Source organism: Bradyrhizobium sp. WSM3983 (assembly GCF_000473045.1).
Lineage (GTDB): Bacteria > Pseudomonadota > Alphaproteobacteria > Rhizobiales > Xanthobacteraceae > Bradyrhizobium.
The window spans coordinates 162,501-186,394 of the sequence record NZ_AXAY01000005.1; the positions used below are offsets into that span (position 1 = coordinate 162,501).

The 23,894-nt window shown below is 63.7% G+C and carries 21 protein-coding genes, 1 rRNA gene and 1 riboswitch (1 of these 23 only partly in view); of the genes, 11 read left to right on the top strand and 11 right to left on the bottom strand.

The features are described from left to right. Positions 1-1,413, bottom strand: a 16S ribosomal RNA gene (locus YUA_RS0110190) (it extends 76 nt beyond the left edge of the window). 1,011 nt (positions 1,414-2,424) lie between these two features. Between YUA_RS0110190 and YUA_RS0110195 the strand changes: the two genes are divergently transcribed. Then, positions 2,425-4,488, top strand: coding sequence for a M23 family metallopeptidase (locus YUA_RS0110195; RefSeq protein ID WP_027530587.1), 2,064 nt, complete (start codon positions 2,425-2,427; stop codon positions 4,486-4,488). Between the two features lie 127 nt (positions 4,489-4,615). Continuing rightward, positions 4,616-4,978, top strand: coding sequence for an SPW repeat protein (locus YUA_RS0110200; RefSeq protein ID WP_027530588.1), 363 nt, complete (start codon positions 4,616-4,618; stop codon positions 4,976-4,978). Positions 4,979-5,199: 221 nt separating this feature from the next. On the opposite strand, the gene YUA_RS0110205 is transcribed toward YUA_RS0110200, so the two are convergent. Further along, complete coding sequence (locus YUA_RS0110205; protein ID WP_027530589.1) at positions 5,200-5,613, bottom strand: hypothetical protein; 414 nt, start codon at positions 5,611-5,613, stop codon at positions 5,200-5,202. A gap of 256 nt (positions 5,614-5,869) precedes the next feature. On the opposite strand from YUA_RS0110205, the gene YUA_RS0110210 reads away from it, so the two are divergent. After that, positions 5,870-6,136 carry a hypothetical protein gene (locus YUA_RS0110210; RefSeq protein WP_027530590.1) on the top strand — a complete coding sequence of 89 codons (267 nt, stop codon included), beginning with the start codon at positions 5,870-5,872 and terminating at the stop codon, positions 6,134-6,136. An 80-nt stretch (positions 6,137-6,216) separates the two neighbouring features. On the opposite strand, the gene clpB is transcribed toward YUA_RS0110210, so the two are convergent. Continuing rightward, a complete protein-coding gene (clpB, locus tag YUA_RS0110215; RefSeq protein ID WP_027530591.1) occupies positions 6,217-8,856 on the bottom strand; it encodes an ATP-dependent chaperone ClpB in 2,640 nt (879 codons plus the stop codon). 243 nt (positions 8,857-9,099) lie between these two features. On the opposite strand from clpB, the gene YUA_RS0110220 reads away from it, so the two are divergent. Next, complete coding sequence (locus YUA_RS0110220; RefSeq protein WP_027530592.1) at positions 9,100-9,888, top strand: MOSC domain-containing protein; 789 nt, start codon at positions 9,100-9,102, stop codon at positions 9,886-9,888. Between the two features lie 176 nt (positions 9,889-10,064). Here the strand turns inward: YUA_RS0110220 and YUA_RS0110225 are convergent, their stop codons facing one another. Next, positions 10,065-10,733, bottom strand: a complete 669-nt coding sequence (locus tag YUA_RS0110225; RefSeq protein ID WP_027530593.1) for a TIGR02594 family protein — start codon at positions 10,731-10,733, stop codon at positions 10,065-10,067. A gap of 214 nt (positions 10,734-10,947) precedes the next feature. Between YUA_RS0110225 and YUA_RS0110230 the strand changes: the two genes are divergently transcribed. Continuing rightward, on the top strand, positions 10,948-11,811 hold the full coding sequence (locus YUA_RS0110230; protein ID WP_027530594.1) for an alpha/beta fold hydrolase: 864 nt from the start codon (positions 10,948-10,950) through the stop codon (positions 11,809-11,811). Positions 11,812-11,926: 115 nt separating this feature from the next. On the opposite strand, the gene metW is transcribed toward YUA_RS0110230, so the two are convergent. Both metW and YUA_RS0110240 read right to left on the bottom strand, forming a co-directional pair. Next, the gene (gene metW / locus YUA_RS0110235) at positions 11,927-12,589 is read right to left on the bottom strand and encodes a methionine biosynthesis protein MetW (protein ID WP_027530595.1); all 663 of its coding nucleotides are present in this window, start codon (positions 12,587-12,589) and stop codon (positions 11,927-11,929) included. Positions 12,590-12,604: 15 nt separating this feature from the next. Then, positions 12,605-13,807, bottom strand: coding sequence for a homoserine O-acetyltransferase (locus tag YUA_RS0110240; protein ID WP_027530596.1), 1,203 nt, complete (start codon positions 13,805-13,807; stop codon positions 12,605-12,607). A gap of 93 nt (positions 13,808-13,900) precedes the next feature. Then, a riboswitch (SAM riboswitch) is annotated at positions 13,901-13,980 on the bottom strand. Positions 13,981-14,185: 205 nt separating this feature from the next. Between YUA_RS0110240 and YUA_RS0110245 the strand changes: the two genes are divergently transcribed. From YUA_RS0110245 to YUA_RS0110255, 3 genes are read left to right on the top strand one after another with little or no spacing between them, the layout of a single operon-like run. Beyond that, positions 14,186-15,034, top strand: coding sequence for a chorismate mutase (locus tag YUA_RS0110245; protein ID WP_027530597.1), 849 nt, complete (start codon positions 14,186-14,188; stop codon positions 15,032-15,034). A 34-nt stretch (positions 15,035-15,068) separates the two neighbouring features. Beyond that, a complete protein-coding gene (hisC, locus tag YUA_RS0110250; protein ID WP_027530598.1) occupies positions 15,069-16,163 on the top strand; it encodes a histidinol-phosphate transaminase in 1,095 nt (364 codons plus the stop codon). Next, positions 16,160-17,095 carry a prephenate/arogenate dehydrogenase family protein gene (locus tag YUA_RS0110255; protein ID WP_027530599.1) on the top strand — a complete coding sequence of 312 codons (936 nt, stop codon included), beginning with the start codon at positions 16,160-16,162 and terminating at the stop codon, positions 17,093-17,095. Before hisC ends, YUA_RS0110255 begins: the two co-directional genes overlap by 4 nt. Positions 17,096-17,163: 68 nt before the next feature. Here the strand turns inward: YUA_RS0110255 and YUA_RS0110260 are convergent, their stop codons facing one another. Then, positions 17,164-18,348 (bottom strand): DUF2125 domain-containing protein, encoded by a 1,185-nt coding sequence (locus YUA_RS0110260; protein WP_027530600.1) that lies wholly within the window; start codon positions 18,346-18,348, stop codon positions 17,164-17,166. Positions 18,349-18,458: 110 nt separating this feature from the next. Here YUA_RS0110260 and YUA_RS0110265 point away from each other — a divergent pair, with 110 nt between their 5' ends. Further along, on the top strand, positions 18,459-19,070 hold the full coding sequence (locus YUA_RS0110265; RefSeq protein WP_027530601.1) for a gamma-glutamylcyclotransferase: 612 nt from the start codon (positions 18,459-18,461) through the stop codon (positions 19,068-19,070). Here the strand turns inward: YUA_RS0110265 and YUA_RS0110270 are convergent. The 4 genes from YUA_RS0110270 to ftsE all read right to left on the bottom strand — a co-directional run bounded on the left by YUA_RS0110270 (position 19,067) and on the right by ftsE (position 22,249). Beyond that, a complete protein-coding gene (locus YUA_RS0110270) occupies positions 19,067-19,840 on the bottom strand; it encodes a 1-acyl-sn-glycerol-3-phosphate acyltransferase (RefSeq protein WP_027530602.1) in 774 nt (257 codons plus the stop codon). The genes YUA_RS0110265 and YUA_RS0110270 overlap by 4 nt on opposite strands. A gap of 11 nt (positions 19,841-19,851) precedes the next feature. Further along, positions 19,852-20,556, bottom strand: coding sequence for a YdcF family protein (locus YUA_RS0110275; protein ID WP_027530603.1), 705 nt, complete (start codon positions 20,554-20,556; stop codon positions 19,852-19,854). 72 nt (positions 20,557-20,628) lie between these two features. Next, positions 20,629-21,597 carry an ABC transporter permease gene (locus YUA_RS0110280; RefSeq protein WP_027530604.1) on the bottom strand — a complete coding sequence of 323 codons (969 nt, stop codon included), beginning with the start codon at positions 21,595-21,597 and terminating at the stop codon, positions 20,629-20,631. After that, positions 21,590-22,249, bottom strand: coding sequence for a cell division ATP-binding protein FtsE (ftsE, locus tag YUA_RS0110285; RefSeq protein WP_027530605.1), 660 nt, complete (start codon positions 22,247-22,249; stop codon positions 21,590-21,592). Before ftsE ends, YUA_RS0110280 begins: the two co-directional genes overlap by 8 nt. 203 nt (positions 22,250-22,452) lie before the next feature. On the opposite strand from ftsE, the gene YUA_RS0110295 reads away from it, so the two are divergent. Together YUA_RS0110295 and YUA_RS0110300 are read left to right on the top strand one after the other, a co-directional pair. Continuing rightward, entirely contained in the window at positions 22,453-23,331 is an 879-nt protein-coding gene (locus tag YUA_RS0110295; protein ID WP_027530606.1) for an MJ0042-type zinc finger domain-containing protein, read from the top strand. A 47-nt stretch (positions 23,332-23,378) separates the two neighbouring features. Beyond that, positions 23,379-23,753 carry a response regulator gene (locus tag YUA_RS0110300; RefSeq protein WP_027530607.1) on the top strand — a complete coding sequence of 125 codons (375 nt, stop codon included), beginning with the start codon at positions 23,379-23,381 and terminating at the stop codon, positions 23,751-23,753. Positions 23,754-23,894: the final 141 nt, after the last annotated feature.

Here is a 23,894-nt window from a genome sequence, read left to right on the forward strand (position 1 = left end):
GCCGGCTGCCTCCATTGCTGGTTAGCGCACCGTCTTCAGGTAAAACCAACTCCCATGGTGTGACGGGCGGTGTGTACAAGGCCCGGGAACGTATTCACCGTGGCGTGCTGATCCACGATTACTAGCGATTCCAACTTCATGGGCTCGAGTTGCAGAGCCCAATCCGAACTGAGACGGCTTTTTGAGATTTGCGAAGGGTCGCCCCTTAGCATCCCATTGTCACCGCCATTGTAGCACGTGTGTAGCCCAGCCCGTAAGGGCCATGAGGACTTGACGTCATCCCCACCTTCCTCGCGGCTTATCACCGGCAGTCTCCTTAGAGTGCTCAACTAAATGGTAGCAACTAAGGACGGGGGTTGCGCTCGTTGCGGGACTTAACCCAACATCTCACGACACGAGCTGACGACAGCCATGCAGCACCTGTGTTCCAGGCTCCGAAGAGAAGGTCACATCTCTGCGACCGGTCCTGGACATGTCAAGGGCTGGTAAGGTTCTGCGCGTTGCGTCGAATTAAACCACATGCTCCACCGCTTGTGCGGGCCCCCGTCAATTCCTTTGAGTTTTAATCTTGCGACCGTACTCCCCAGGCGGAATGCTTAAAGCGTTAGCTGCGCCACTAGTGAGTAAACCCACTAACGGCTGGCATTCATCGTTTACGGCGTGGACTACCAGGGTATCTAATCCTGTTTGCTCCCCACGCTTTCGTGCCTCAGCGTCAGTACCGGGCCAGTGAGCCGCCTTCGCCACTGGTGTTCTTGCGAATATCTACGAATTTCACCTCTACACTCGCAGTTCCACTCACCTCTCCCGGACTCAAGATCTTCAGTATCAAAGGCAGTTCTGGAGTTGAGCTCCAGGATTTCACCCCTGACTTAAAAACCCGCCTACGCACCCTTTACGCCCAGTGATTCCGAGCAACGCTAGCCCCCTTCGTATTACCGCGGCTGCTGGCACGAAGTTAGCCGGGGCTTATTCTTGCGGTACCGTCATTATCTTCCCGCACAAAAGAGCTTTACAACCCTAGGGCCTTCATCACTCACGCGGCATGGCTGGATCAGGGTTGCCCCCATTGTCCAATATTCCCCACTGCTGCCTCCCGTAGGAGTTTGGGCCGTGTCTCAGTCCCAATGTGGCTGATCATCCTCTCAGACCAGCTACTGATCGTCGCCTTGGTAGGCCATTACCCTACCAACTAGCTAATCAGACGCGGGCCAATCTTTCGGCGATAAATCTTTCCCCGTAAGGGCTTATCCGGTATTAGCACAAGTTTCCCTGTGTTGTTCCGAACCAAAAGGTATGTTCCCACGCGTTACTCACCCGTCTGCCGCTGACGTATTGCTACGCCCGCTCGACTTGCATGTGTTAAGCCTGCCGCCAGCGTTCGCTCTGAGCCAGGATCAAACTCTCAAGTTGGACTTGAACTTTGAACCGGCTGATCACAACGTTTGACGAGGTCCCACCATTTTTTCATCGACCGAAATCGATGTGCTGCCTGCGATTCACATCGCTGGCAACGATGGTGTTTCCTTTGAAACGTGTACCGCCGAAGTCTTTCGTCCGGTCTCGATCAGAAAAGCCGAAGCTTTCCAGAAGCGAGACCCGCAAGGACTCCGCCGTCCACGTTTCTCTTTCTTCATCTTCACTTGTCAAACAGCCCGGGACCAGGAGGCCCCAACCTTCCAGAGTGGAAGGGTTCCGACACCCTTACCGACGACGAATGAACTCCAACCGATTTGTGTCGGCTGTTGTGCACTCAACAAGGTGAGGAGCATCAGTGGCGCGTTCGCTCGCCTTGGTCAGTGACCCGGCGGCGCCGCGCTCAGTGGTCGGGTTATAGGCCCCCCCGCCGGGGATTGTCAACGCCCATCGTCAACAAATCGTCGCACAGTGGATTGTCGAAAATAATCTAGTGATTCCAGGCGATTAGAAAGCCGCGGGTTCGGCGAGGCGACGGCGCTGGGTAAAAAATCTGAAAAAAGTTTGGGCTCCAGTGGGCTCGGGAGGGGCTCCGGAGCCGGCCCGGCAGGGGGCCCGGAACCGGCTTGGGGCGCCCCTCTCCCTGAGACCCTCGCGCCCGGCCGTTCAGGAAACTTTTTCCATAGAGGGCGCCGTACTAGAGCCACAATCCCGCGGCGTTCTGGTATGAGACAAGCTTGAATCGCGGGATGCCAGTGGGGGCTGCCTGCGATTTTCATGGGGTTCAGAGAAGGCGATCTGATGATGACGCGGCCTTCTTCGGACATTCGCAAGACATCGAGAGACCTTCACCTGCCTTGCTGTTCGTAATTTCGGCCGGGCCCCGATCGGGGCCTTCTGAGCGCGAGCACCTGTGCGGCACGGCTTTTTCCGCGATCCCCCTGCAAGAGGGCGACCAGGGAAAGGCGCGAAGCAAGGGATCTCGGGTCGTTGATTGGGGGACTTGGGTTGAACCAAAGGACGTCACGCGGCGCTTACGGGCATGAGACCGGGATCATCGATCTCGGCCACGAGCCGCCGCTTTCCGTCGATGGTTCCGAGGCCGCCGTCATCGACCGCCGTCGTGTCTCGGTGCAATGGTTCAGCGGCACAATTCTGACCGGACTCTGCGGCGCAGCCCTGATCGGCGGCGCCGTTTTCGCATCTCTCGACGGCGAAATGACCTTCGCCAAGGTGCCGGAGCGGGTCGAAGGCGCGCTGCGCGGTGCATTCGGCGCCGCCGATCGCGCCGCCACGCTGCACAAGAGCGACCGGCTGCCGCCGCCGAACGACTCCACCGCCTCACGCAACATCGTGCGCGTCTCGACGGTCGCCCGCGTCGGCAACCGCGACGTGATGCGCGTGCGCCCCTTCATCCGGATCGCCGGCAATCTGTCGATGACGACGAGCGACCTGTCGGCGAAAATCCCGCCGTTCAACGCGCAGCGTCTGCTCACCGACGTCGGCTCCGATCCGAAGACTGCCGCCGACGATCCGAACAATCCTGAAGCTGTCGAGCCCGACGCCGAGGTCTCCTTCGTCACCAAGGATCTCTCGCCGGTGCTGCCGAAGGCCAAGATTTCCGCGGTGGTGGCGCTCGACGACATCCTGATGCGGGTGCGCGATGCCGCCAATTGGCGCGGCAATGGCGGGGTGCGCTACGCTTCGCTCGCCAATGCCACCGCCGACGTCTCCGGCGCGACCGGCCCGTCCGACATGAAGATGGCCTACGCCACCGAAGTGTCGCCGTCCGATCCCTATGCCGGTTTCGAGACCCGCGTGGTGCCGGAAAACGTCACGCTGCTGCCCAAGACCAAGGAGCAGATCACCGGCGGCAATCCGAACGGCGAGCGCGTCCACCTGGTCAAGAAGGGCGACAGCGTCGCTTCCGTCTTGCGCGACCTCGGCGCCACGCCGGAGGAGATCAAGGCGATCGCCGCGACGCTCGGCCCGCGCGGCCGCGACGGCGGACTGAAGGAAGGCGAAAAGCTTCGCATCCTGATGGCGCCCGCAAGCCCCGGCGCACGGCTCCAGCCGTTCCGGGTCGTCGTCGCCAACGACACCACGGTGCAGGCCATCGCTGCGCTGTCGGATATCGGCAAATACGTCGCGGTCGACGTCTCCAGCATGAACACCGTCGCCGACGCGACCGCAAACGCCAACAGCGACGACGAGGATGATGACGACGGCACCGGCGTGCGGCTCTACCAGAGCATCTACGAGACCGCGATGCGCAACAAAGTGCCGATGCCTGTCATCGACGACATGATCAAGATCTACTCCTACGACGTCGATTTCCAGCGCAAGGTGCAGCCTGGCGATTCCTTCGACGTGTTCTACGCCGGCGAAGACGAAGGCGTGACCGCGACCGAAAAGAACGACGTGCTGTTTGCCTCGCTCACGGTCGGCGGCGAGACCAAGAAATACTATCGCTACCTGAGCCCCGACGACGGCGTCGTCGACTACTATGACGAGACCGGCAAGAGCGCGAAGAAGTTTCTGGTGCGCAAGCCCGTCAACACCGCCATCATGCGCTCCGGTTTCGGCGGTCGCCGCCATCCGATCCTCGGTTATGTGAGGATGCACACCGGCGTCGATTGGGCCACCGCCTACGGCACGCCGATCTTCGCCGCCGGTAACGGCGTGATCGAGAAAGCCGAGCTCGAGGGCGGTTACGGCAAATATGTCCGCATCAAGCATAACAACGGCTACGAGACGGGCTATGGCCATTTGTCGGCCTTTGCCAAGGGCATGGAGGCCGGCAAGAAGGTGCGGCAGGGCCAGGTCATTGGCTTCGTCGGTTCGACCGGCGCGTCAACCGGCCCGCACGTCCACTATGAAATCCTGGTCAACGGCCGCTTCGTCGATCCGCTGCGCGTGAAGCTGCCGCGCGGCCGCTCGCTGGAAGGCCCGATGATGACGGGCTTCGAGAAGGAGCGCGATCGCCTCGACGGCATGATGAGCGGCCGCAACGGCGCCATCGCCCGCATGTCGGACGCCACCGGCGGCCCGCTCCAGGTCAGCAACCGGTAGCGACTGCCGCGCCCGTCCCAGGCTAATTTCCTGCTTTTTCAATTCAATTTTCCTGGAACCACAGGGAACCTAGCGGACTGCGGCCCGGTTGTTTCGTCACGAGGCAGGGGCCTGACGGAGGATTGTCATGGAAAATTGGACGAACGCAAAATTCTGCGACGTCGCAAACCTGATCCTCGGCGCGTTTCTGTTCCTGTCGCCCTGGATATTCGGTTTCGACGCCGGAGCCGCCTCCCAGAACGCGTATATCGCAGGCATCGTGATTGCCGTGCTGGCGATCGCGGCGCTTGCAGCCTTCGCGGTGTGGGAAGAGTGGCTCAACCTGATCGTCGGTCTGTGGACGCTGGTAGCACCCTGGGTGCTCGGCTTCCACGGCGCCAAGACGGCAATGACGGTGCACGTTGTGGTCGGCATCCTTGTGGCCGTGCTGGCTGCAGTCGAACTCTGGATGATGTCGCAGAACCCGCCGCGGCTGACGGCAAGCCGATAGCAGACGACGCCCCGTCCGCGCTACGCGCGGCCGGGGCGGGGATGCGAATGTTCCCTCGGCACTCCCGGATCGGCAACCACTGATCGCGGAGCGCTAAAGCGCGATGAGATTAGGATGAATCGTCATCGCGCTTTAGGTTATTGTTTGAGCATGATCCCCGCGCAAACGCGTTCCGCGTTTGTCGCGAGGGAAAACCGCTTCACACTTTTCCGGATCATGCTTTAGGAGAGGACCGACGCCCGCACGATCACAAAGACGATCCCGATCGCCGTCAGGCCGAGCGATACGGCCATCAGCGGCAACAGGACGTCGATCGCAGCATGGGAACCGCGAAGTTTTGCGCCCCAAACCTTGAATTCTCCAGCCTCCCAGTCGTGCAGCGACATCGGCCGGAGGTGCGGTTCATACGGCATCCGATACCTCCTCCAGACCCGCGACAATGTCCACGGCAGCAGGATCGCGACCACGAACAGCAACGTGACCAAGCCGAGGGACAGGCTGACATCACTGCTGCGGTCGAACAGCACCCAGGCCATCAGCGCGAACCAAGCGACAAGGCCGGCTGCGGCCGCGTAGATCTTGGGATGAAGCTCGTCGAAGACAGGATGTTTGGGAGCGACGAGATCTCGTTTCATGGCGATATCCTGAGCTGGCTATGAGCAGGCTTCGCCGACGACGATTGTGCTGGCACTGATCAATCACCACGGATCTTAGCACTTGATCGCAGCACTTGAATTGCAGCACTTGGCGGCGAACCTATGTATTGGGGCAATCCCGGTTCATGGCGACAGTTTCATTAAATCGAATGGCACAAATGGCCAGCTGGACCGGTGGAACTGTTAGGCGATCTTCACGATTGATCGGTGCGAGTCCGCCACGAGGAGAACGACCATGCCGCACCTCTCACGCGACGACGTCACCAAGGCCGTCAGCGGAGCTGACGACGTCACGATTGCACAGATCATCGGAACCGGCGCGACCGTCGAGGAACTCGCCGAAGCCCAGGCCTGGCTCGCCAATGACGAGCCCATGATCAACGATCTCCGTCCGCTCGCGCGTGGCCGTGTGCGCGAGCTCGTGGACATTCTGTCGGAACTCGAACAGGACGGCGACGAGGAAGGGCCAGCATCCCCCGGCTCCGTCTCTCTAGTCAGCTAGCCAATAGGCCCGACCAAACAATTCGCCCCGGAGAGAATGACCTCTCCGGGGCGATTTTATCTAGCGGTGCACGCCGATGATCAGTTCAGCTTGCGCTTCGACAACGGCGCCTCGAATTGGGCGATTTCCGCGGTCTGCGGCGCCTTGCCGTTGAAGGTCAGCACATTGCCTTCAGACGAGATCGCGACATTGTCGCCATCCCGGACATCGCCGGCCAGGATCATCTCCGCGAGCGGATCCTGAAGATAGCGCTGGACCACCCGCTTCAACGGGCGGGCGCCGTAGGCGGGATCCCAACCCTTGGCAGCGAGCCAGTCGCGCCCCGAAGCGTCGAGCGTCAGAACGATCTTGCGATCGGTCAGCAGCTTCTGCAGCCGCGCGAACTGGATCTCGACGATCCGGCCCATCTCGCTCCTCTGCAAGCGGTGGAACAGGATGATCTCGTCGACGCGGTTCAGGAATTCGGGGCGGAAATGTCCGCGCACCATCCCCATCACCTGCTCACGCACGGCAGAAGTGTCTTCGCCCTCGGGTTGATTCACCAGGAATTCCGAACCGAGGTTCGAGGTCATGATGATCAGCGTGTTGCGGAAATCGACGGTACGGCCCTGGCCATCGGTCAGCCGGCCGTCGTCGAGCACCTGCAACAGGACGTTGAAAACATCCGGATGCGCTTTCTCGATCTCGTCGAACAGCACGACCTGGTAAGGCCGGCGCCGCACCGCTTCGGTGAGCGCGCCGCCCTCGTCATAACCGACATAGCCCGGAGGCGCGCCGATCAGCCGCGAGACCGAATGCTTCTCCATGTATTCGGACATGTCGAGGCGGACCATCGCGGTCTCGTCGTTGAAGAGATATTCGGCGAGCGCCTTGGTCAGCTCGGTCTTGCCGACGCCGGTCGGCCCCAGGAACATGAACGAGCCGGTCGGCCGGTTCGGGTCCTGCAGGCCTGCGCGCGAACGGCGCACGGCGGTCGCGACCGCCCGCACGGCCTCAGCCTGGCCGACGACGCGCTGTCCGAGCTGCTCCTCCATCTTCAGGAGCTTCTCTTTCTCGCCCTCCAGCATCTTGTCGACGGGCACGCCGGTCCAGCGCGAGACCACCTGCGCGATGTGGTTGGCGGTGACCGCCTCCTCCATCATCTCGCCGGAGCCTTCACGCGCCTCGATGTCCGCAAGCTGTTTCTCGAGTTGCGGGATCCGGCCATAGGCCAGCTCGCCGGCCTTCTGGAATTCGCCGCGCCGCTGCGCATCGGCGAGATCGACGCGCAAGGCGTCGAGCTCGGATTTGAGCTTCTGGGCGTCGGAGAGCTTGCTCTTTTCCGAGCTCCAGCGCGCGGTGAGCGCCGCGGATTTCTCCTCGAGCTCGGCCAGCTCCTTCTGGAGTGCCTCGAGACGGGTCTTGGAGCCGAGATCGCTTTCCTTCTTGAGGGCCTCCTGCTCGATCTTGAGCCGTATGATCTCGCGGTCGAGCGAATCCAGCTCTTCCGGCTTGGAATCGACTTGCATCTTCAGCCGCGCAGCCGCCTCGTCCATGAGGTCGATCGCCTTGTCGGGCAGGAAGCGGTCGGTGATGTAGCGGTTGGACAGCGTCGTCGCTGCCACGAGCGCGGAATCGGTGATCCGCACGCCGTGGTGCTGTTCGTACTTGTCCTTCAGGCCGCGCAGGATCGAGATGGTGTCCTCGACCGAGGGCTCGCTGACGAAGATCGGCTGGAAACGCCGCGCCAGCGCCGCATCCTTCTCGACATGCTTGCGGTACTCGTCCAGCGTGGTCGCTCCGATGCAGTGCAGTTCGCCGCGCGCAAGCGCGGGCTTGAGCAGGTTGGAGGCGTCCATCGCGCCATCGCCCTTGCCGGCGCCAATCAGCGTGTGCATCTCGTCGATGAACAGGATGAAATTGCCGTCGCTCGCGGTGACTTCCTGGAGCACCGCCTTCAGCCGCTCCTCGAACTCACCGCGGTATTTTGCACCCGCAATCAGTGCGCCCAGGTCGAGCGACAGCAGCTTCTTGTCCTGGAGGCTCTCGGGCACGTCGCCATTGACGATGCGCAGCGCGAGGCCCTCGGCGATGGCAGTCTTGCCGACGCCGGGCTCGCCGATCAGGACGGGATTGTTCTTGGTCCGGCGCGAGAGCACCTGGATCGTGCGGCGGATCTCCTCGTCGCGGCCGATGACCGGGTCGAGCTTGCCGTCCCGCGCAGCCTGGGTCAGGTCGCGGGCATATTTCTTCAGTGCGTCATAGGCGTTCTCGGCCGTCGCGGAATCCGCGGTGCGGCCCTTGCGCAGCGCCTCGATCGCGGCGTTGAGATTTTGCGGGGTGACGCCGCCCTTGGCGAGGATCGTGCCGGCCTCGCTGGTCTTCTCCAGCGTGAGACCGAGCAGCAACCGCTCAACGGTGACGAAACTGTCGCCGGCCTTCTCGCCGGCCTTTTCGGCCGTGTCGAAGGTGCGGGCGAGCTCGGGCGCCAGATATATCTGGCCGGCACCGCCGCCAGAAACTTTCGGCACCTTGTTAAGGGCGTCCTCGGTCGCCTTCAGAATCGCACGGGAATTGCCGCCGGCGCGGTCAATCAGACCGGACGCCAGGCCCTCATTGTCGTCCAACAGCACTTTCAGCACGTGCAGGGTCGAAAACTGCTGGTGCCCCTCGCGCACCGCAAGTGACTGCGCGGACTGGACGAAGCCCCTGGAGCGTTCGGTATATTTGTCGATATTCATGTCTTTTCTTTCCCTCGGCCTGCCCTTGGGGCCCTCTAAGGCACCCCAAACGGCATCTTCATTGGGTTTCCGCTTGATACGTTGACGTTCCTCAACGCATCAAGCGGTCGTTATCAGCCGACGCTGGCGCCGGCCTGACCCAGATGTGGGAAGCGCGCCTTCGGATCGGAAGAGGCGCGTTCACAATTTCGTGCGCTGAACGGCCTGCTTGGCACGGGCCAGCCGAATCCCTTAATTAGCGGCATGACAGCCAGCCAGACCGCCGAAATCACCGACCTCTACCGCTACCCCATCAAGGGCCTGACGCCGGAACCCCTGGCGCGGGTCCCCGTACGGCGAGGCGAGACCCTCCCCGCCGACCGCCGCTACGCCATCGAGAACGGCCCGAGCGGATTCGATCCCGAGGCTCCGGAGTGGAAGCCGAAAATCCAGTTTCTGATGCTGGCCCGCAATGAGCGGCTGGCCTCCCTCGACAGCCGTTTCGAGGACGCGACCAACAGCCTCACCATTCGCAAGGACGGCCAGATCGTCGCCAGCGGCGATCTCGAGACCGCGGCGGGGCGCGCCGCGATCGAGGGCTACTTCAGGGAGAATTTTCAGCCGGAGCTGAAGGGCCCGCCAAAAGTCCTGTCCGGCCCGGGCCACAGCTTTTCCGACGTCGCCCGCAAGGTCGTGTCGATCATCAATCTCAACAGCGTCCGCGCCATCGAGACAATGCTCGGTGGCGTTGCCGTCAATCCCCTGCGCTTCCGCGCCAATCTCTACGTGAAGGGCTGGCCGGCCTGGTCCGAACTCGACCTGGTCGGCCAGACGCTCGCGATCGGACAGGCACGCCTGAAAGTGGTCAAGCGCATCAAGCGCTGCCCGGCCACCAATGTCGATCCGGACACTGCGCAGCGCGATCTCGAGATACCCCCGACGCTGTCGCGCCATCTCGGCCACATGGATTGCGGCATCTATGCCGAGGTCGTGGCGGACGGCGAGATCGGCGTGGGTGATGCAGTCGCGGTGGAAGAGCCGACGCTGGCGTGAGCGGGCGTCGGCTCGACACACGCCGTCATTGCTTCGCTTCGCTCGCGACGAGGCTGAGCTGCCGTAGGGTGGGCAAAGCGATAGCGTGCCCACCATTTCGGTTCTCGAACGTTGACGCACCGCTGGTGGGCACGACGCTTGCGCGCCTTTGCCCACCCTACGGTACCGTCACTCCCTCAATTCGGCATCACATACGCATAGATCCGGCCGCGCGAGATCGGCGCCTCGCGGACGCGGTTGCCGTTGTTGCCGGAGATCATGATCGGATTCCCCTGCGCATCGATGCCGGTGATGATGCCGACATGACCGCCGCGGCGGCCGCGCGACATCACCGCGATGGCGCCGACCTGCGGGCCGGAGACACGCGTGCCGTAACGCGCGAACGAGCTCGCCATGTCCGATCCCGTGCCCTGATGGCCGGTATGTTGGAGCACCATGTTCATGAAGCGCGCGCACCACAGGCTGCCGCGTCCCGTCGGATTGCCGCCGATATAACGGCGCGCCTCGGACACGAGGCCCGACCCACCACCGAAGCCGCCGCTGGCGGCCATGCCGTTGTTGGCCATGCCGCCGACATTGGCGTTCGGATTGTAGCTGGCCTGGGTGTCGGCAAAGCCGCTCGCCTGTAACTGCGCCGCGCTGCGCTCGAAGCGCGAGCTGCGGGCATGGTGCCGATAGTGACGGTAATGATGATGTCTGGCGTGATGCACGTAAGCGTGCCGCTCTGCGCTATGACGATGATGCGGCCGCGCTGAGGCCGGAGAAACGAACGCGGCAACCGCCGCGAAGAAGATCGCCAGCGCGACAAGACAACGCGACAGGCGAGACGCAAACAACTCGAACATTCTTCATCCTTCGTTGACACCCCACTTCCCAGTCGGCCCGTGCACGGCCGACATCGATAAGGCCGTTAAGCCGCCCGATGTGGCGAGAAAAAGACGCAGCAGCAGCGAATGGCTGCGATGATCTTGCGTCAGTGCTGGTGTGAAGCTGCCGCATTGCGGACAACAGCATTAACTGCGATCCTCGGAATGCGGCTTGAAGAGAGGGAAACGGTAAATGCCCCACGCCACGACCAGGGACGACGTCCGCATCTATTTCGAAGAGGCGGGTCAGGGAACGCCGATACTTTTTCTGCACGAGTTCGCGGCCGACTACACCAATTGGGAGCCGCAGATGCGCTATTTCTCGCACGGCCACCGCTGCATCACTTACTCGGCGCGCGGCTACACGCCATCTGACGTGCCTGATGGCGAGGTCTACACCTACAAGCATTTCTACACCGACGCGCTCGCGGTGCTCGATCATCTCAAGATCGAGCACGCGCATCTCGTCGGTCTCTCGATGGGCGCTTACTCTTCGCTTCAGATCGGATTGAACGCACCGCAGCGCGCACTGTCGATGACACTCGCCGGCGTCGGCTCGGGCTCGGAGATCGAGAACCTCGACAATTGGCGCAAGCAGTGCCGCGCCAATGCCGAGCAATTCGAGACGCTCGGATCAGCAGAAGTCGCAAAATTCACGCGCGAGGCGCCGAGCCGGATTCCCTTCCTGGTCAAGGACCCGCGCGGCGACGCCGATTTCTACGCCGCGCTGGCACGGCACGACGCCAAAGGCTCAGCCAACACGATGCGCGGGTTTCAGGGCGGCCGCCCCTCCATCTACACCATGACGGACGCGATCAGAGGCGTGGCCACGCCCGCACTGATCATCTGCGGCGACGAGGACGATCCATGTATCGGAGCGAGCCTGTTTCTGAAGAAGCATCTTCCAGCAGCGGGCCTCGCGATGTTTCCGAAGTCGGGCCACGTACTCAACCTCGAGGAGCCCGCGCTGTTCAACGAGACGGTCGAGCGGTTCGTCACGCTGGTGGAAGCCGGCCGCTGGCCGGTGCGCGATCCGCGGTCGCTAGCGGTGCATTGACTGTCATTCCGGGATGCCCCGATAGGCGCAGGCCCGGAATCCATTGCACGACAAACGCTGCGGCACGATGGATTCCGGGCTCGCGCCTCGCGCGCCCCGGAATGACGGAGGTCTACTACTTCCCCTGCCCGCGGCTCAGCAAAAACACGCCCTGCTCGCCGAACAGATTCCACACCCACCATGGCAGCCTCAGCCGCAGCGGGCGGCCGTAGAGGTCGAGCGCCTCGGCACGCTCCATCTTGACGTGGATTGCGTCGCAGAGCTCGACGAAGTCCTTGATGGTGCAGAAATGGATGTTGGCGGTGTCGTACCAGCTTGCCGGCAGATTCTCCGTGCGCGGCATATGGCCGCCGACCAGGAGCTGCAGCCGCATCCGCCAGAAGCCGAAATTCGGGAATGACACGATGGCACGGCGGCCGATGCGCAGGAGATTCTCCAGCACGACCTTCGGCTGACGCGTTGCCTGCAGTGTCTGCGACAGGATCACGTAGTCGAAAGCATCGTCCGGATAATTCACGAGATCGGTGTCGGCATCGCCCTGCACCACCGCGAGGCCCTTTGCCACGCAGCGGTTGACGCCCTCGCGTGACAGCTCGATGCCGCGGCCGTCGATGCCGCGGGTCTCCAAGAGCTGAAGCAGATCGCCCTCACCGCAACCGACGTCGAGCACTTTCGAGCCCGGCTTGACCATCTCGGCGACCAACAGATGATCGGCGCGAAATGGGCCGGACTGCTCCGCAGCGAAGCCATTGAGCGGCAGCACTTCCTGTACAGACATCGCTAGCCGTCCTTGTCAGTCATTCTTGCCCGTGAGCCCGCGCGCCTTGCCTGCCGATTGCAGGAAGGCGCGCGAGATGTCGAAGAACTCGGGCACGTCGAGCAGGAAAGCATCGTGGCCGCGATCGGTCTCGATCTCGGCGAACGACACCCGCGCGCTCGACGCGTTCAGCGCGTGCACCAGCGCGCGCGATTCCGAGGTCGGAAACAGCCAGTCGCTGGTAAAGGAGACCACGCAGAAACGCGTCTGGACTCCGGCGAACGCCTTTGCCAGCACGCCGCCGTGGTCGGCCGCGAGATCGAAGTAGTCCATTGCGCGGGTCAGATAAAGATAGCTGTTGGCGTCGAAGCGCTCGACGAAGGACGAGCCCTGGTAGCGCAGATAGGACTCGACCTGGAAGTCGGCGTCGAACGAGAAGGTCGGCAGCTCGCGGTCCTGCATGCGGCGGCCAAATTTGCGATGCAGCGCGGCGTCCGAGAGATAGGTGATATGCCCGGCCATCCGCGCCACCGCAAGGCCGCGATGCGGTTGCGTCCCTTGATCGACATAGCGACCGCCGTGCCAATCCGGATCGGCCATGACCGCCTGCCGACCGAGTTCGTGGAAAGCGATATTCTGCGCCGAGTGGCGAGTGCTGCACGCGGTCGGGAGCGCGGAGAACACGCGTTCCGGATAAGCCGCGGTCCATTGCAACACCTGCATGCCGCCCATCGAGCCCCCGACAACACAGAGCAGCGTGTCGATGCCGAGGCGGTCGAGCAGCATGGCCTGCGCCCGCACCATGTCGGGGATGGTAATGACCGGGAAATCCAGCCCCCACACCTTGCCGGTCGCCGGATTGGTCGAGGCCGGGCCGGTCGAACCCATACAGCCGCCGATCACGTTCGAGCAGATGATGAAGTACTTGTCGGTATCGAGCGGGCGGCCGGGGCCAACCATGATTTCCCACCAACCCGGCTTGCCGGTCAGCGGATGCACATTGGCGACGTGCTGATCGAGCGTCAACGCATGGCAGATCAGAATGGCGTTGGAGCGATCGGCGTTGAGCTTGCCATAGGTCTTGTAGGCGATCTGGAACGGGGTGAGATCGATGCCGCAATCGAGCCGCAGCGGCTGGTCGGCGCCGAACTGCGCGACTTCTGAACTCGGATGATCGACCTCGTGCGACCGATCGTCGGCACTGATCGCGGGACTGGGGACAGACTTGACGCCAACCATCTCTGACCATCGACCTCGTTTGCGATCGGACTTCAGATCGCGACTGACATCAGGCCATAAAAAACCCGGCCTGAACGATAGGTTCGGCCGGGATCGAAAGCGTCCCCGGCCTGTTTAGCGAATTTTTTAACGTGGCTGCAAGCCGGCCGGCTCAAATGACCACGGAACAGACAAAAACCTACCGGCTTGGGCGGTTTTCGTCAAGTCGCGGTCCGGATTGACCAAAATAGCCTCTCGCCTGGCGCCCCAATGGGCCGTCATTTCTCTTTGCTTTCGCCGCCCTGACTGCCTAATCAGGACATTGACCGCAGCGGATCCGGCCTTACCAGTCTCCTTGCCCGATCCGCATTGGAATGCCTCTCAACAGCCTTGCCAGATATGTCCCAACGTCCGCCCGCGCCACCATCGCTCCAGGAATTGCGCAAGGAGATCGACGCGATCGACGAGGGCATGCACCGCCTGTTGATGCAGCGCGGCGACATCATCGACCGCCTGATCCAGGTGAAGCAGACCCAGGAGGTCGGCTCGGCGTTCCGCCCGGCGCGCGAGGCCTCGATGATGCGTGACATCGTGCAGCGCCATCGCGGCATCCTGCCGCTCGACACGGTCGAGAGCATCTGGCGCGTCATCATCTCCACCTTCACCTATGTCCAGGCGCCGTTCTCGGTGCATGCCGACATCTCGGTGAGCGAGCCGGCGATGCGCGATTCCGTGCGCTTCCATTTCGGCTTCACGGTGCCTTATGTCGCGCATTTCAGCGCGCAGGCCGCGGTCGAGGCGGTGGCGAAGTCCAAAGGCGATCTGGCGCTGGTCTCGGCGACCTCGAGCCGCACGCCATGGTGGCTGGAGCTGGAAGCAGACGGCGCGCCGAAGATCATCGCGCGGCTGCCCTTCGTCGAGCGCGCCGATCATCCGGCCGCGCTGCCCGTGTTCGCCGTCTCTCGCGTCGCCGACAGCGCCGTGGTGACGGAGGTCGAGACCTTCAGCGTGCGCGTGTCCGGGTGGAACGCCGAGGTCGCGCGGGCGCTGTCGCCGCTCACCGAGATCGTGGCGGTGCCCGATACCGCATTTGACGGCGCGGCGCTGCTGGTCTCGGTCACGAGCGCCACCAGCATCGACACGATCAAGGCTGCCCTGATCGACGCGGGGGCCTCGGTGCGCTCCACGGCCCTCGTCGGCAGCCACGCAACGCGCTATACGGTGCCCCCGACCGGGTCGAAATCGTAAGTCGCGAACCGCTAAAGCCTATCCGGAGTTGAAGATGTCCCGCCCCGTGCCGAATCCCGGCATTCTCGATATTGCGCCCTACACGCCCGGCAAGAGCCCGGTCGCCGAGCCGGGCCGCAAGGTGTTCAAGCTCTCGGCCAACGAGACGCCGTTCGGACCCTCGCCCAAGGCGATCGAGGCCTTCAAGCGCGTCGCGGATCATTTGGAGGACTATCCGGAGGGAACCTCGCGCGTGCTGCGCGAGGCGATCGGCCGTTCTTTCGGGCTCGATCCCAACCGAATCATCTGCGGCGCCGGCTCGGACGAGATCCTCAATCTGCTCGCCCACACCTATCTCAGCCATGGCGACGAGGCGATCTCGACCACGCATGGCTTCCTGGTCTACCCGATCGCGACCATGGCGGTCGGCGCCAAGAACGTGGTCGCGGCGGAGAAGAACCTGACCTGCGACGTCGACGCCATCCTCAAGGCGGTGACGCCGCGGACCAAGCTGGTCTGGCTCGCCAACCCCAACAATCCGACCGGCACCTATATCCCGTTCGACGAGGTCAAGCGCCTGCGCGCCGGCCTGCCCTCGCACGTGCTGCTGGTGCTGGACGCCGCCTATTGCGACTACGTCTCGCGCAACGACTACGAGATGGGGATCGAGCTCGTCGCCACCACCGAGAATACGGTGGTGACGCACACCTTCTCCAAGATCCACGGCCTCGCCGCGCTGCGCATCGGCTGGATGTTCGGTCCCGAGCACATCATCGACGCGGTCAACCGCATCCGCGGTCCCTTCAACGTGTCGACGCCGGCGATGTACGCCGCCGTCGCCGCGATCGAGGATACCGCGCACCAGGCGATGTCGAAGCAGTTCACCGAGACCTGGCGCAACTGGCTCACCGAGGAGATCACCAAGCTCGGGCTGAAGGTGACGCCGGGCGTCGCCAATTTCGTGCTGATCCATTTCCCGCAAGAAGGCAAGACCTCGTACGCGGCCGATGCCTACCTCACCAAGCGTGGCCTGGTGCTGCGCGCGCTGAAGAACTACGGGCTGCACCATGCGCTGCGCATGACCATCGGCACCGAGGAGGCCAACCGCCTCGTCGTCGAGGCCTTGCGCGACTTCATGGGCGGCAAATGAGCGTGGACCCGCACTTCCAGCGCGTCGCGCTGATCGGCTTCGGTCTGATCGGCGGCTCGATCGCGCGCGCCGCGAAGCTCCAGGGCTTGGCTTCCGAGATCGTCACCACCGCGCGTTCGGAGAAGACGCGCGCGCGGGTGATGGAGCTCGGCATCGTCGACCATGTCGTGGCGACCAATGCGGAAGCCGTGAAGGATGCCGATCTCGTCATCCTCTGCATTCCCGTCGGCGCCTGCGGGCCGGTGGCGCAGGAGATCGCGGCGCATCTCAAGCCCGGCGCTATTATCTCCGACGTCGGCTCGGTCAAGGGCGCGATCGTCAAGGACATGGCGCCGCATCTGCCGAAGAATGTCCATTTCGTGCCGGCGCACCCGGTCGCGGGCACCGAGCACTCGGGGCCGGATTCCGGCTTCGCCGAGCTCTTCATCAATCGCTGGTGCATTCTCACGCCGCCGGAAGGCACCGACGCCGCGGCCACCGCGCATCTGCGCGCGTTCTGGGCGGCGATGGGCGCCAAGGTCGAGGTGATGACGCCGGATCATCATGATCTCGTGCTCGCGATCACCAGCCATCTGCCGCATCTCATCGCCTACACCATCGTCGGCACCGCCGACGAATTGCAGCAGGTGACGGAATCGGAAGTCATCAAGTTCTCCGCCGGCGGCTTCCGCGACTTCACCCGCATCGCGGCCTCCGATCCGACGATGTGGCGCGACGTCTTCCTCGCCAACAAGGACGCCGTTCTGGAGATGCTCGGCACCTTCACCGAGGATCTCGCCAAGCTCACCCGCGCGATCCGCCGCGGCGACGGCGAGGCGCTGTTCGATCACTTCACCCGCACTCGCGCCATCCGCCGCGGTATCGTCGAGATCGGCCAGGATTCGGCGGCTGCAGATTTCGGCCGTCAGCATGGGCAGCTGAAGCAGCCGTAGCTCCACGTGTCATTCCGGCTTCGATGCTACGCATCGCGCCGGAATGACGAGGCTCACGAGGTACGTCTTCAATACAGCGGCGGAATCTGGCCGACCTTGACCGGGCCGAGCAGCACGTCACCGTCGACGAACTTCAGCGGGAAGCTGCGGGCCTTCTTGCCCTCGAGCGTGCTCTCGGTGCCGATCGAGTTGATGCCGGCGGCAACGCCGGCGTTGGCGTTCTGCTTGATGACCTTGCCGAGGCCGGGGACGGCACGGTCGAGCGCACCAAAGAGACTGTTGAGGTCCTTTGACTTCACGCCGGGCGCGACGCGATCGAGCGTTGCCTGCGGCACGCCCTCTTCCAGCATCTTCTCGATGCCGAGCGCCGGGATGACGCGTTCGAGACCGGCCACGGTCATCTGCAATTCGCCATCCAGTCGGCCATTGGCCGAGAGGCCCAGCGTGCCGGCCGCGACCGCGATCATCTCGCCCTGCTGGATCCGCGACTGCACGATCTCGATGTGACCGCCGGCGGCCTGGATCTCGCGGAAGCGCTGCGGCCAGGGTTTTGGGGTGAGATCGGAGAGCCCCGTGATCTTCGCACGCGTGTCGGCTTCGAACGGCTCGGCGAGCAGCGGGTGCACGCCCTGGATGCTGCCCTGCGCGATCTGGAGCACGGTCTCGATGACAGGATGATCGGCCGGCGATCCGTCCGCGATGCGCCCGTGCAGTTCAATCTGCTTGGCGCGCGCGAGCGGCACCTGTACCGAGCCGTCGACCCGGTTGACGCTGGGATCGTCGAACACGATGGAGGCGCGTTCCGGGATAGCGGGCAGGCCGACCACGCTGCTGCGGCCCTTGCTCCAGTTCACCACGAAGGTGTTTTGCGTGACGCCATCGACGAGTGTTGCAGGCGCCGAGAATTCAGCAATGACGTGCTTGGGGTCATAGACCTGAGCCAGAACCAGAATGTTGTCGAGCTTGGCCGTGAACGGCGTCTTGCTCGCATTCTGCGAGACCAGGGCGACGCTGGCGCCGGAGCACTGGACCTCGAAGCGGAACGGGAAGCCCGCGATCGAACGCTTGGCGCAGTCGTAGATGCGGCCGGACCTGGCCTCCTGCGCGCGCCAGGCATCGGCGGCGACCTCGGCCTGCGAGGCCGCATAGAACCAGAAGCCGCTCCAGGCGGCCGCAAGGATCAGGAGGAGGACGGGAGCAATGAAGAGCCCCCAACGGGAGCGCCGGCCTGCGGCAACGGTCATATCGGACATGCGGCGACCCTTTGACCCCAGATTTTGTCAAATGTAAGCGAGGCTGGCCTCCGACGAAAGGCGGAGAAATCGCTTCGTTTGGAGGCCCAGTTCTGGTAGCCGTGCCCGAAATGTCGGAAATCATCCTCCCCTCCGTCACATCAGCCAAGGGCGACCTCTGGGTGTTCGGCTACGGCTCGCTGATGTGGCGGCCGGGCTTCGAATTCGAGGAGCGCGTCCCGGCGCGGCTGGTCGGCGAGCACCGTGCGCTCTGCGTCTATTCCTTCGTGCATCGCGGCACGCCTGAACAGCCGGGCCTGGTGCTGGGGCTCGATCGCGGCGGCGCCTGCCGCGGTATCGCTTTCCGCGTCGCTGAAAAGAACCGCACCGACGTCGTCGCCTATCTGCGCGCGCGCGAGCAGGTGACGTCGGTCTATCGCGAGGTGATGCGCTCGGTGTGGCTGGAGAACGAAGCGCGTGAGCGCGTCTCGGCGCTCGCCTATGTCGTCGACCGCGGCCATGTGCAATATGCCGGCCGCCTGTCGCTCGCCGACCAGCACCGCCATGTGCTGCAAGGTCACGGCCAGTCCGGCGCCAACCGGGACTATGTGACGGCAACCGTGAAGGCGATCGAGGCCGAAGGCTTTCGCGACACGCAATTGCATCAGCTCGCGACCATGCTGCACGCCGACGCGCATTCGCTGCACGCACCGGCTCCCGACGAAAACAGGGACAGCCGCTAGCTCTCCGACGGAGCATAGCTCGGCGCGCTGCCGATCAACTGCTCCTGCTCCTTGCGGCCCGCTTCGACGATGCGAGCAGTCGAATCCTCGATCGCAGTCTGTACGCGCGTGAGAAATTCATCCTTGGGCAGGCCCGGCGGCAACGGATCGAGGAATTCCACGACCAGCGTGCCGGGATAGCGCATGAAAGTTCGGCGCGGCCAGAACAGGCCGGAATTGAGTGCGATCGGCAGGCACTGCACGCCGCAGGACGAGTAGATCTGTGCAAAGCCGGTCTTGTAGTCCGGCCGAGCCCCCGGCGCACGGCGCGTACCTTCCGGAAAGATGACGAGCTGGCCACCACCACGCACCGCCTCGCGCGCGCGGCGCGTCATGTCCAGCAGCGCCTTCACACCGGCCTTGCGGTCGATCGCGATCATTCCGGTCTTGACCAGGAACTGACCGAACACCGGAATCTGCATCAACTGACGCTTGAGGATGAAAATCGGGCGATTGAAGAAGCCCGGCAGCACGAAGGTCTCCCAGAACGACTGGTGTTTTGCGACGATCACCAGCGGTCCCTGCGGGATCTTCTCGACACCACGGAATTCCACCTTGATGTTGCAGACCACGCGCATCAGGAAAACCGTCGCCTTTGCCCACCATTTCGCGATCGTCAGCATGGCGCGCGGCGGCAAGGCGAAGGTCGGCAGCGCCACGATCGCCAGGCAGACCAGCACCGCGTAGAACAGCACGTTGAACAGCAGCGAGCGCAGGAAAATCAGGAACATCGAAAATCCGATCAATTGGCCTGCGCAGTGGCAGGCCGCTTGGACTGCAGGCCAGCAGGCTGCTCCGACACTTCGGGGGAAAGGTCAATCCCGAAATCTTCCAGGCGCACCCTGAGCTCGGCGGCGACGTACTTGACATATTCGGACAACAACAGCCGCAGCGTCGAGGCCGAGGTCCACCACGGCTCCTCGCGCCATTTGTCGCCGACCACGACGAACGGGATCAGCGCGGTCTCCGGCATCGCATGCGAGAATTCCACCAGCGCGCGCGGCATGTGGTAGTTCGAGGTGACCACGATCAGCGATTTGAAGCCGCGCCCCTCGGCCCAGCGCCGCGCCTCCGCCGCGTTGCCGCGGGTCGTGAGCGCGGTGCGGTCGAGATCGACGCAGCAGGTCATGAAGGACTGGTTCTCCGGAAGCGTCCGGGAGATGTCGCTCGCCCTCGAGGTCGGGTGCACGCCCGAGATCAAGAGCCGCTTGCCGTAGCCCGCTGCCAGCAGCTCCATCGCATCCGACACCCGCGAAGAGCCGCCGGTCAGGACCACGATGCCGTCAGCCTTGCGGTCCGGCGCGATCTCGGCGCCGCGCAATTGCGACAGGAACGCGACGAAGCCCGCTGCCGCACCGACAAAGACGAACGCAATCGTCGAGACGACGGTCGCGCGGAGCCAACCGCGCGGCAGTTTCGGCGATCGATCGTCGGTCGGCGAGGTCATGTGATGTCGGTGATCCCTTCCCCGGATTATTTTAGGACGTTTTGAGGCGAAGTGGAGTCCGGTTTAGCGGGCTCAATCGACGTCGTTCAATGTCGCGAACAGGGTCTGGCGCGAGGCGACCGCGGTGATCGCGCCGATCAGGACGGCCTGCACCGCGAGCACGGCATAGCCGGACGGCCGCAGCGAAAAGGTGCCGAGCAGGGCCGCGAACTGGTCGCCGACCGGGGTGCCGGAGAACCAGCCGGCGATCGACTCGGAGAAGCCGAACAGCAGCATGGCGACGCCGCCGCCGATGACGCCGCCTTCGAGGCCGAGCCTGAGGAAATGCCGCAGGAAGTGATTGGCGATGTAGCGGTCGCCGGCGCCGACGAAATGCAGCACTTCGACGATCGGGCGGTTGGCCGCCATCGCGCCGCGGGTCGCGAACGAGACCGAGATGATGGTTGCGATGATGACGAGTGCGAGGATGCCGATGCCGGCAAGCACGGTGGCGTTGGTCATCGAGCGCATCCGCTCGATCCAGGCGCGATGATCGTCGACGCTGGCGCTCGGCGCCACTTGCGTGACACGGGCGCGCAAGGCGCCGAGATCGAGCGCCGTGCCCGGCTGCACGCGCGCGATGATCATGCGCGGCACCGGCAGATCGTCCATCGACAGCCCGGTGCCGAGCCAGGGCTCGAGCAGCTTGCCGCTCTCCTCCTTGGTAAACGGCTTAACCTCGACGATGCCGGCCTGCGCGCGCATCGCCTCGGTGACCGCAGAAGTGTCGCGCTCGATGTCGCGTCCGGATTGCGGGCGGACCTGGATGGTGATCTCGCTCGCGACATCCGACTGCCATTCCGCGGCCGAAGCGCTCACCAGCAGCACCGTGCCCGTCGTCATCGAGGCGAGGAAGGTCATGATGGCGACGACGGCGACCAGCGCGCGGCCGTGGATCGAGGCGCGCGGCACGATCGGCGACATGTTGCGCGCCCTGGCCGGAAGCTGCGGACGCTCCTGCCCGAGGTCGACCAATACGCCGCGCTCGTCGGTCCTATTCATAGACGTGCAGTCGTCCCTGATGCAGCACGAAGCGGCGCGCTTCGTACTGATCCATCAAGGCGATGTCGTGGGTTGCGATGATGACGGCCGTGCCCGACTTGTTGAGCTCGATGAAGAGCCGCAGCAATCGTCGCCCGAGCGTCGGATCGACGCTGCCGGTCGGCTCGTCCGCGAGCAGCAGTTGCGGCCGCGAGATCACCGCGCGCGCGATCGCCGCGCGCTGTTTCTCGCCGCCCGACAGGATCGGCGGCAGCGCATCCATGCGCTCGCCGAGCCCGACCCAGCGCAGCAGGTCGATGACCTCCTTGCGATAGCTCGATTCGCTGCGGCCCATGACGCGGAACGGCAGCGCCACGTTCTCGTAAGTCGTCATGTGGTCGAGCAGACGGAAATCCTGGAGCACAATACCGATGCGCTTGCGCAAATCGGCGATCTCGTCCTTGCCGAGCTGGGAGATGTCGTGGCCGAACAGATTGACGAGGCCGCGCGTCGGCCGATGCGACAGGAACAACAGGCGCAGCAGCGACGTCTTGCCGGCGCCGGACGGGCCGGTGAGGAACTGGAAGGAGTGCGCCGGGATCTGGAAACTGAGGTCGCGCAGGATCTCCGGTCCCAGACCGTAACGTAATCCGACATTTTCGAACCGAACCAAGCTCAGCTCCGTTCGAGAGGTGACGCGGCGCACGCGGCCAGCGCGGTTTCGCCGCATGCGATCAAGGGGTTGTGCGACCGTTATGGTTTCCGGTTCGTTAACGGTCGCCCTGTAGCATCGCAGGCAGCATCCTTAGAAGTATCCTTCTTAGGAGTACCACTGGCGCCCGGTTCCGCGCGACAAGGTTATCGTCGAGGCCGTCCATGCATATCGTCTGCCCCCATTGTACGACATCCTACGCGATCAAGCTTGCAAGCCTTGGGGCCAATGGGCGGACGGTCCGCTGCTCCCGCTGCAAGGAGACCTGGATGGCGCATCCCGAAGACGCCATCGAGGAGGCGGCCATGCCGGCCATGGCCGCAGCCAGCCAAGCCGACGACCAGTCCGACCTCGCCGAGCAGTGGAACTCCTACGCCAAGGACGATAGCGCCGCCGAGACCCCTGTGGTCGAAAGCCCCTCGATTGCCAGCGACTGGCCGACCGAGGACTCCGCCGAGCCCGAGGATGAATGGTCAGCGGCAGCTCGGGCCGCCGAAGAGGAAGTCGTCGGCGCGCAGCACCAATCCTGGTTCAGCGGCCTGTTCAGCCGCCGCGGGGCAAAGGTGAGCCGCCCTGCCCCTGTCGTGGTTCGGCGGAAATCCTATTACGGCCTGCCGACCGCCTGCGCGGCCATGGGCGCGCTGGTGCTGGCACTGGTGATCTGGCGCGGCGACATGGTCCGCCTGCTGCCGCAGACGGCGGCCTTCTACAAAATGGTCGGCCTCGAAGTGAACCTGCGCGGGCTCGCCTTCAAGGACGTCAAGCTCTCGAGCGAAACCGTCGACGGTAAGCAGGTGCTGGTGATCGAAGGCGTGATCGTCGGCCAGGGCAAGAAGCCGCTCGACATCCCGCGCTTGCGCTTTGCCGTGCGCGACGCGCAGGGCGCGGAGATCTACGCCTGGAATTCGGTGCTGGAGCAGACCGTGCTGCAACCCGGCGAGCGCGCTTTCTTCCGCTCGCGCCTGGCCTCGCCGCCGCCGGAAGGCCGCAATATCGATGTTCGCTTCTTCAACCGGCGCGACATTGCCGGCGGCAGCGTGTAATCAGGCTTGCAGAGTCCGCACGGGAGGTTGGTCCCAAGGTTCGTCTCATGCCCAAAGTTTTGATCGCCGATGACGAGGATTCGATGCGCCAGTTGGTGGCGCGTGCCATCGCCATGGACGGCCACGAGACCGTCACCGCACAGGACGGCGCCGAGGCGCTGGAAATCCTGACCCGCGAGGACGGCGCGTTCGATCTGTTGCTTACCGACATCCAGATGCCGGTCATGGACGGCATCGCGCTCGCCCTCTCCGCCGCGCGCGATTTTCCCCAATTGACCATCTTGCTGATGACGGGTTTTGCCGACCAGCGCGAGCGCGCGTCGAATTTGAATGCGCTCGTTCATGACGTCGTGACCAAGCCGTTCTCGGTCGCGGATATCCGCACAGCGGTCGCGGATGCACTTGCGGCGAAGAAGGGGTAGCGGGCGGGCGAACTCTTGTAGCTCGTATATTGCTTCGCTTATGCGGGCACTGCCGTTTTGATGCGATGATCGTTCGACACACTCAGTGTCGTCCCGGCGAAGGCCGGGACCCATACCCCCAGGGAGAAGTTTGACATGAGA

Excerpts from the sequence above, each read along its gene's own strand:
- YUA_RS0110275 (WP_027530603.1), bottom strand. The coding sequence starts at position 20,556 with ATGACCTCGCCGACCGACGATCGATCGCCGAAACTGCCGCGCGGTTGG.
- YUA_RS0110210 (WP_027530590.1), top strand. The coding sequence starts at position 5,870 with ATGCCGCACCTCTCACGCGACGACGTCACCAAGGCCGTCAGCGGAGCT.
- YUA_RS0110225 (WP_027530593.1), bottom strand. The coding sequence starts at position 10,733 with ATGTTCGAGTTGTTTGCGTCTCGCCTGTCGCGTTGTCTTGTCGCGCTG.
- YUA_RS0110270 (WP_027530602.1), bottom strand. The coding sequence starts at position 19,840 with ATGTTCCTGATTTTCCTGCGCTCGCTGCTGTTCAACGTGCTGTTCTAC.
- YUA_RS0110230 (WP_027530594.1), top strand. The coding sequence starts at position 10,948 with ATGCCCCACGCCACGACCAGGGACGACGTCCGCATCTATTTCGAAGAG.
- metW (WP_027530595.1), bottom strand. The coding sequence starts at position 12,589 with ATGTCTGTACAGGAAGTGCTGCCGCTCAATGGCTTCGCTGCGGAGCAG.
- YUA_RS0110220 (WP_027530592.1), top strand. The coding sequence starts at position 9,100 with ATGACAGCCAGCCAGACCGCCGAAATCACCGACCTCTACCGCTACCCC.
- YUA_RS0110280 (WP_027530604.1), bottom strand. The coding sequence starts at position 21,597 with ATGAATAGGACCGACGAGCGCGGCGTATTGGTCGACCTCGGGCAGGAG.
- YUA_RS0110265 (WP_027530601.1), top strand. The coding sequence starts at position 18,459 with ATGTCGGAAATCATCCTCCCCTCCGTCACATCAGCCAAGGGCGACCTC.
- YUA_RS0110205 (WP_027530589.1), bottom strand. The coding sequence starts at position 5,613 with ATGAAACGAGATCTCGTCGCTCCCAAACATCCTGTCTTCGACGAGCTT.
- YUA_RS0110245 (WP_027530597.1), top strand. The coding sequence starts at position 14,186 with ATGTCCCAACGTCCGCCCGCGCCACCATCGCTCCAGGAATTGCGCAAG.
- YUA_RS0110200 (WP_027530588.1), top strand. The coding sequence starts at position 4,616 with ATGGAAAATTGGACGAACGCAAAATTCTGCGACGTCGCAAACCTGATC.
- YUA_RS0110295 (WP_027530606.1), top strand. The coding sequence starts at position 22,453 with ATGCATATCGTCTGCCCCCATTGTACGACATCCTACGCGATCAAGCTT.
- hisC (WP_027530598.1), top strand. The coding sequence starts at position 15,069 with ATGTCCCGCCCCGTGCCGAATCCCGGCATTCTCGATATTGCGCCCTAC.
- YUA_RS0110300 (WP_027530607.1), top strand. The coding sequence starts at position 23,379 with ATGCCCAAAGTTTTGATCGCCGATGACGAGGATTCGATGCGCCAGTTG.
- YUA_RS0110255 (WP_027530599.1), top strand. The coding sequence starts at position 16,160 with ATGAGCGTGGACCCGCACTTCCAGCGCGTCGCGCTGATCGGCTTCGGT.
- YUA_RS0110240 (WP_027530596.1), bottom strand. The coding sequence starts at position 13,807 with ATGGTTGGCGTCAAGTCTGTCCCCAGTCCCGCGATCAGTGCCGACGAT.
- clpB (WP_027530591.1), bottom strand. The coding sequence starts at position 8,856 with ATGAATATCGACAAATATACCGAACGCTCCAGGGGCTTCGTCCAGTCC.
- YUA_RS0110260 (WP_027530600.1), bottom strand. The coding sequence starts at position 18,348 with ATGTCCGATATGACCGTTGCCGCAGGCCGGCGCTCCCGTTGGGGGCTC.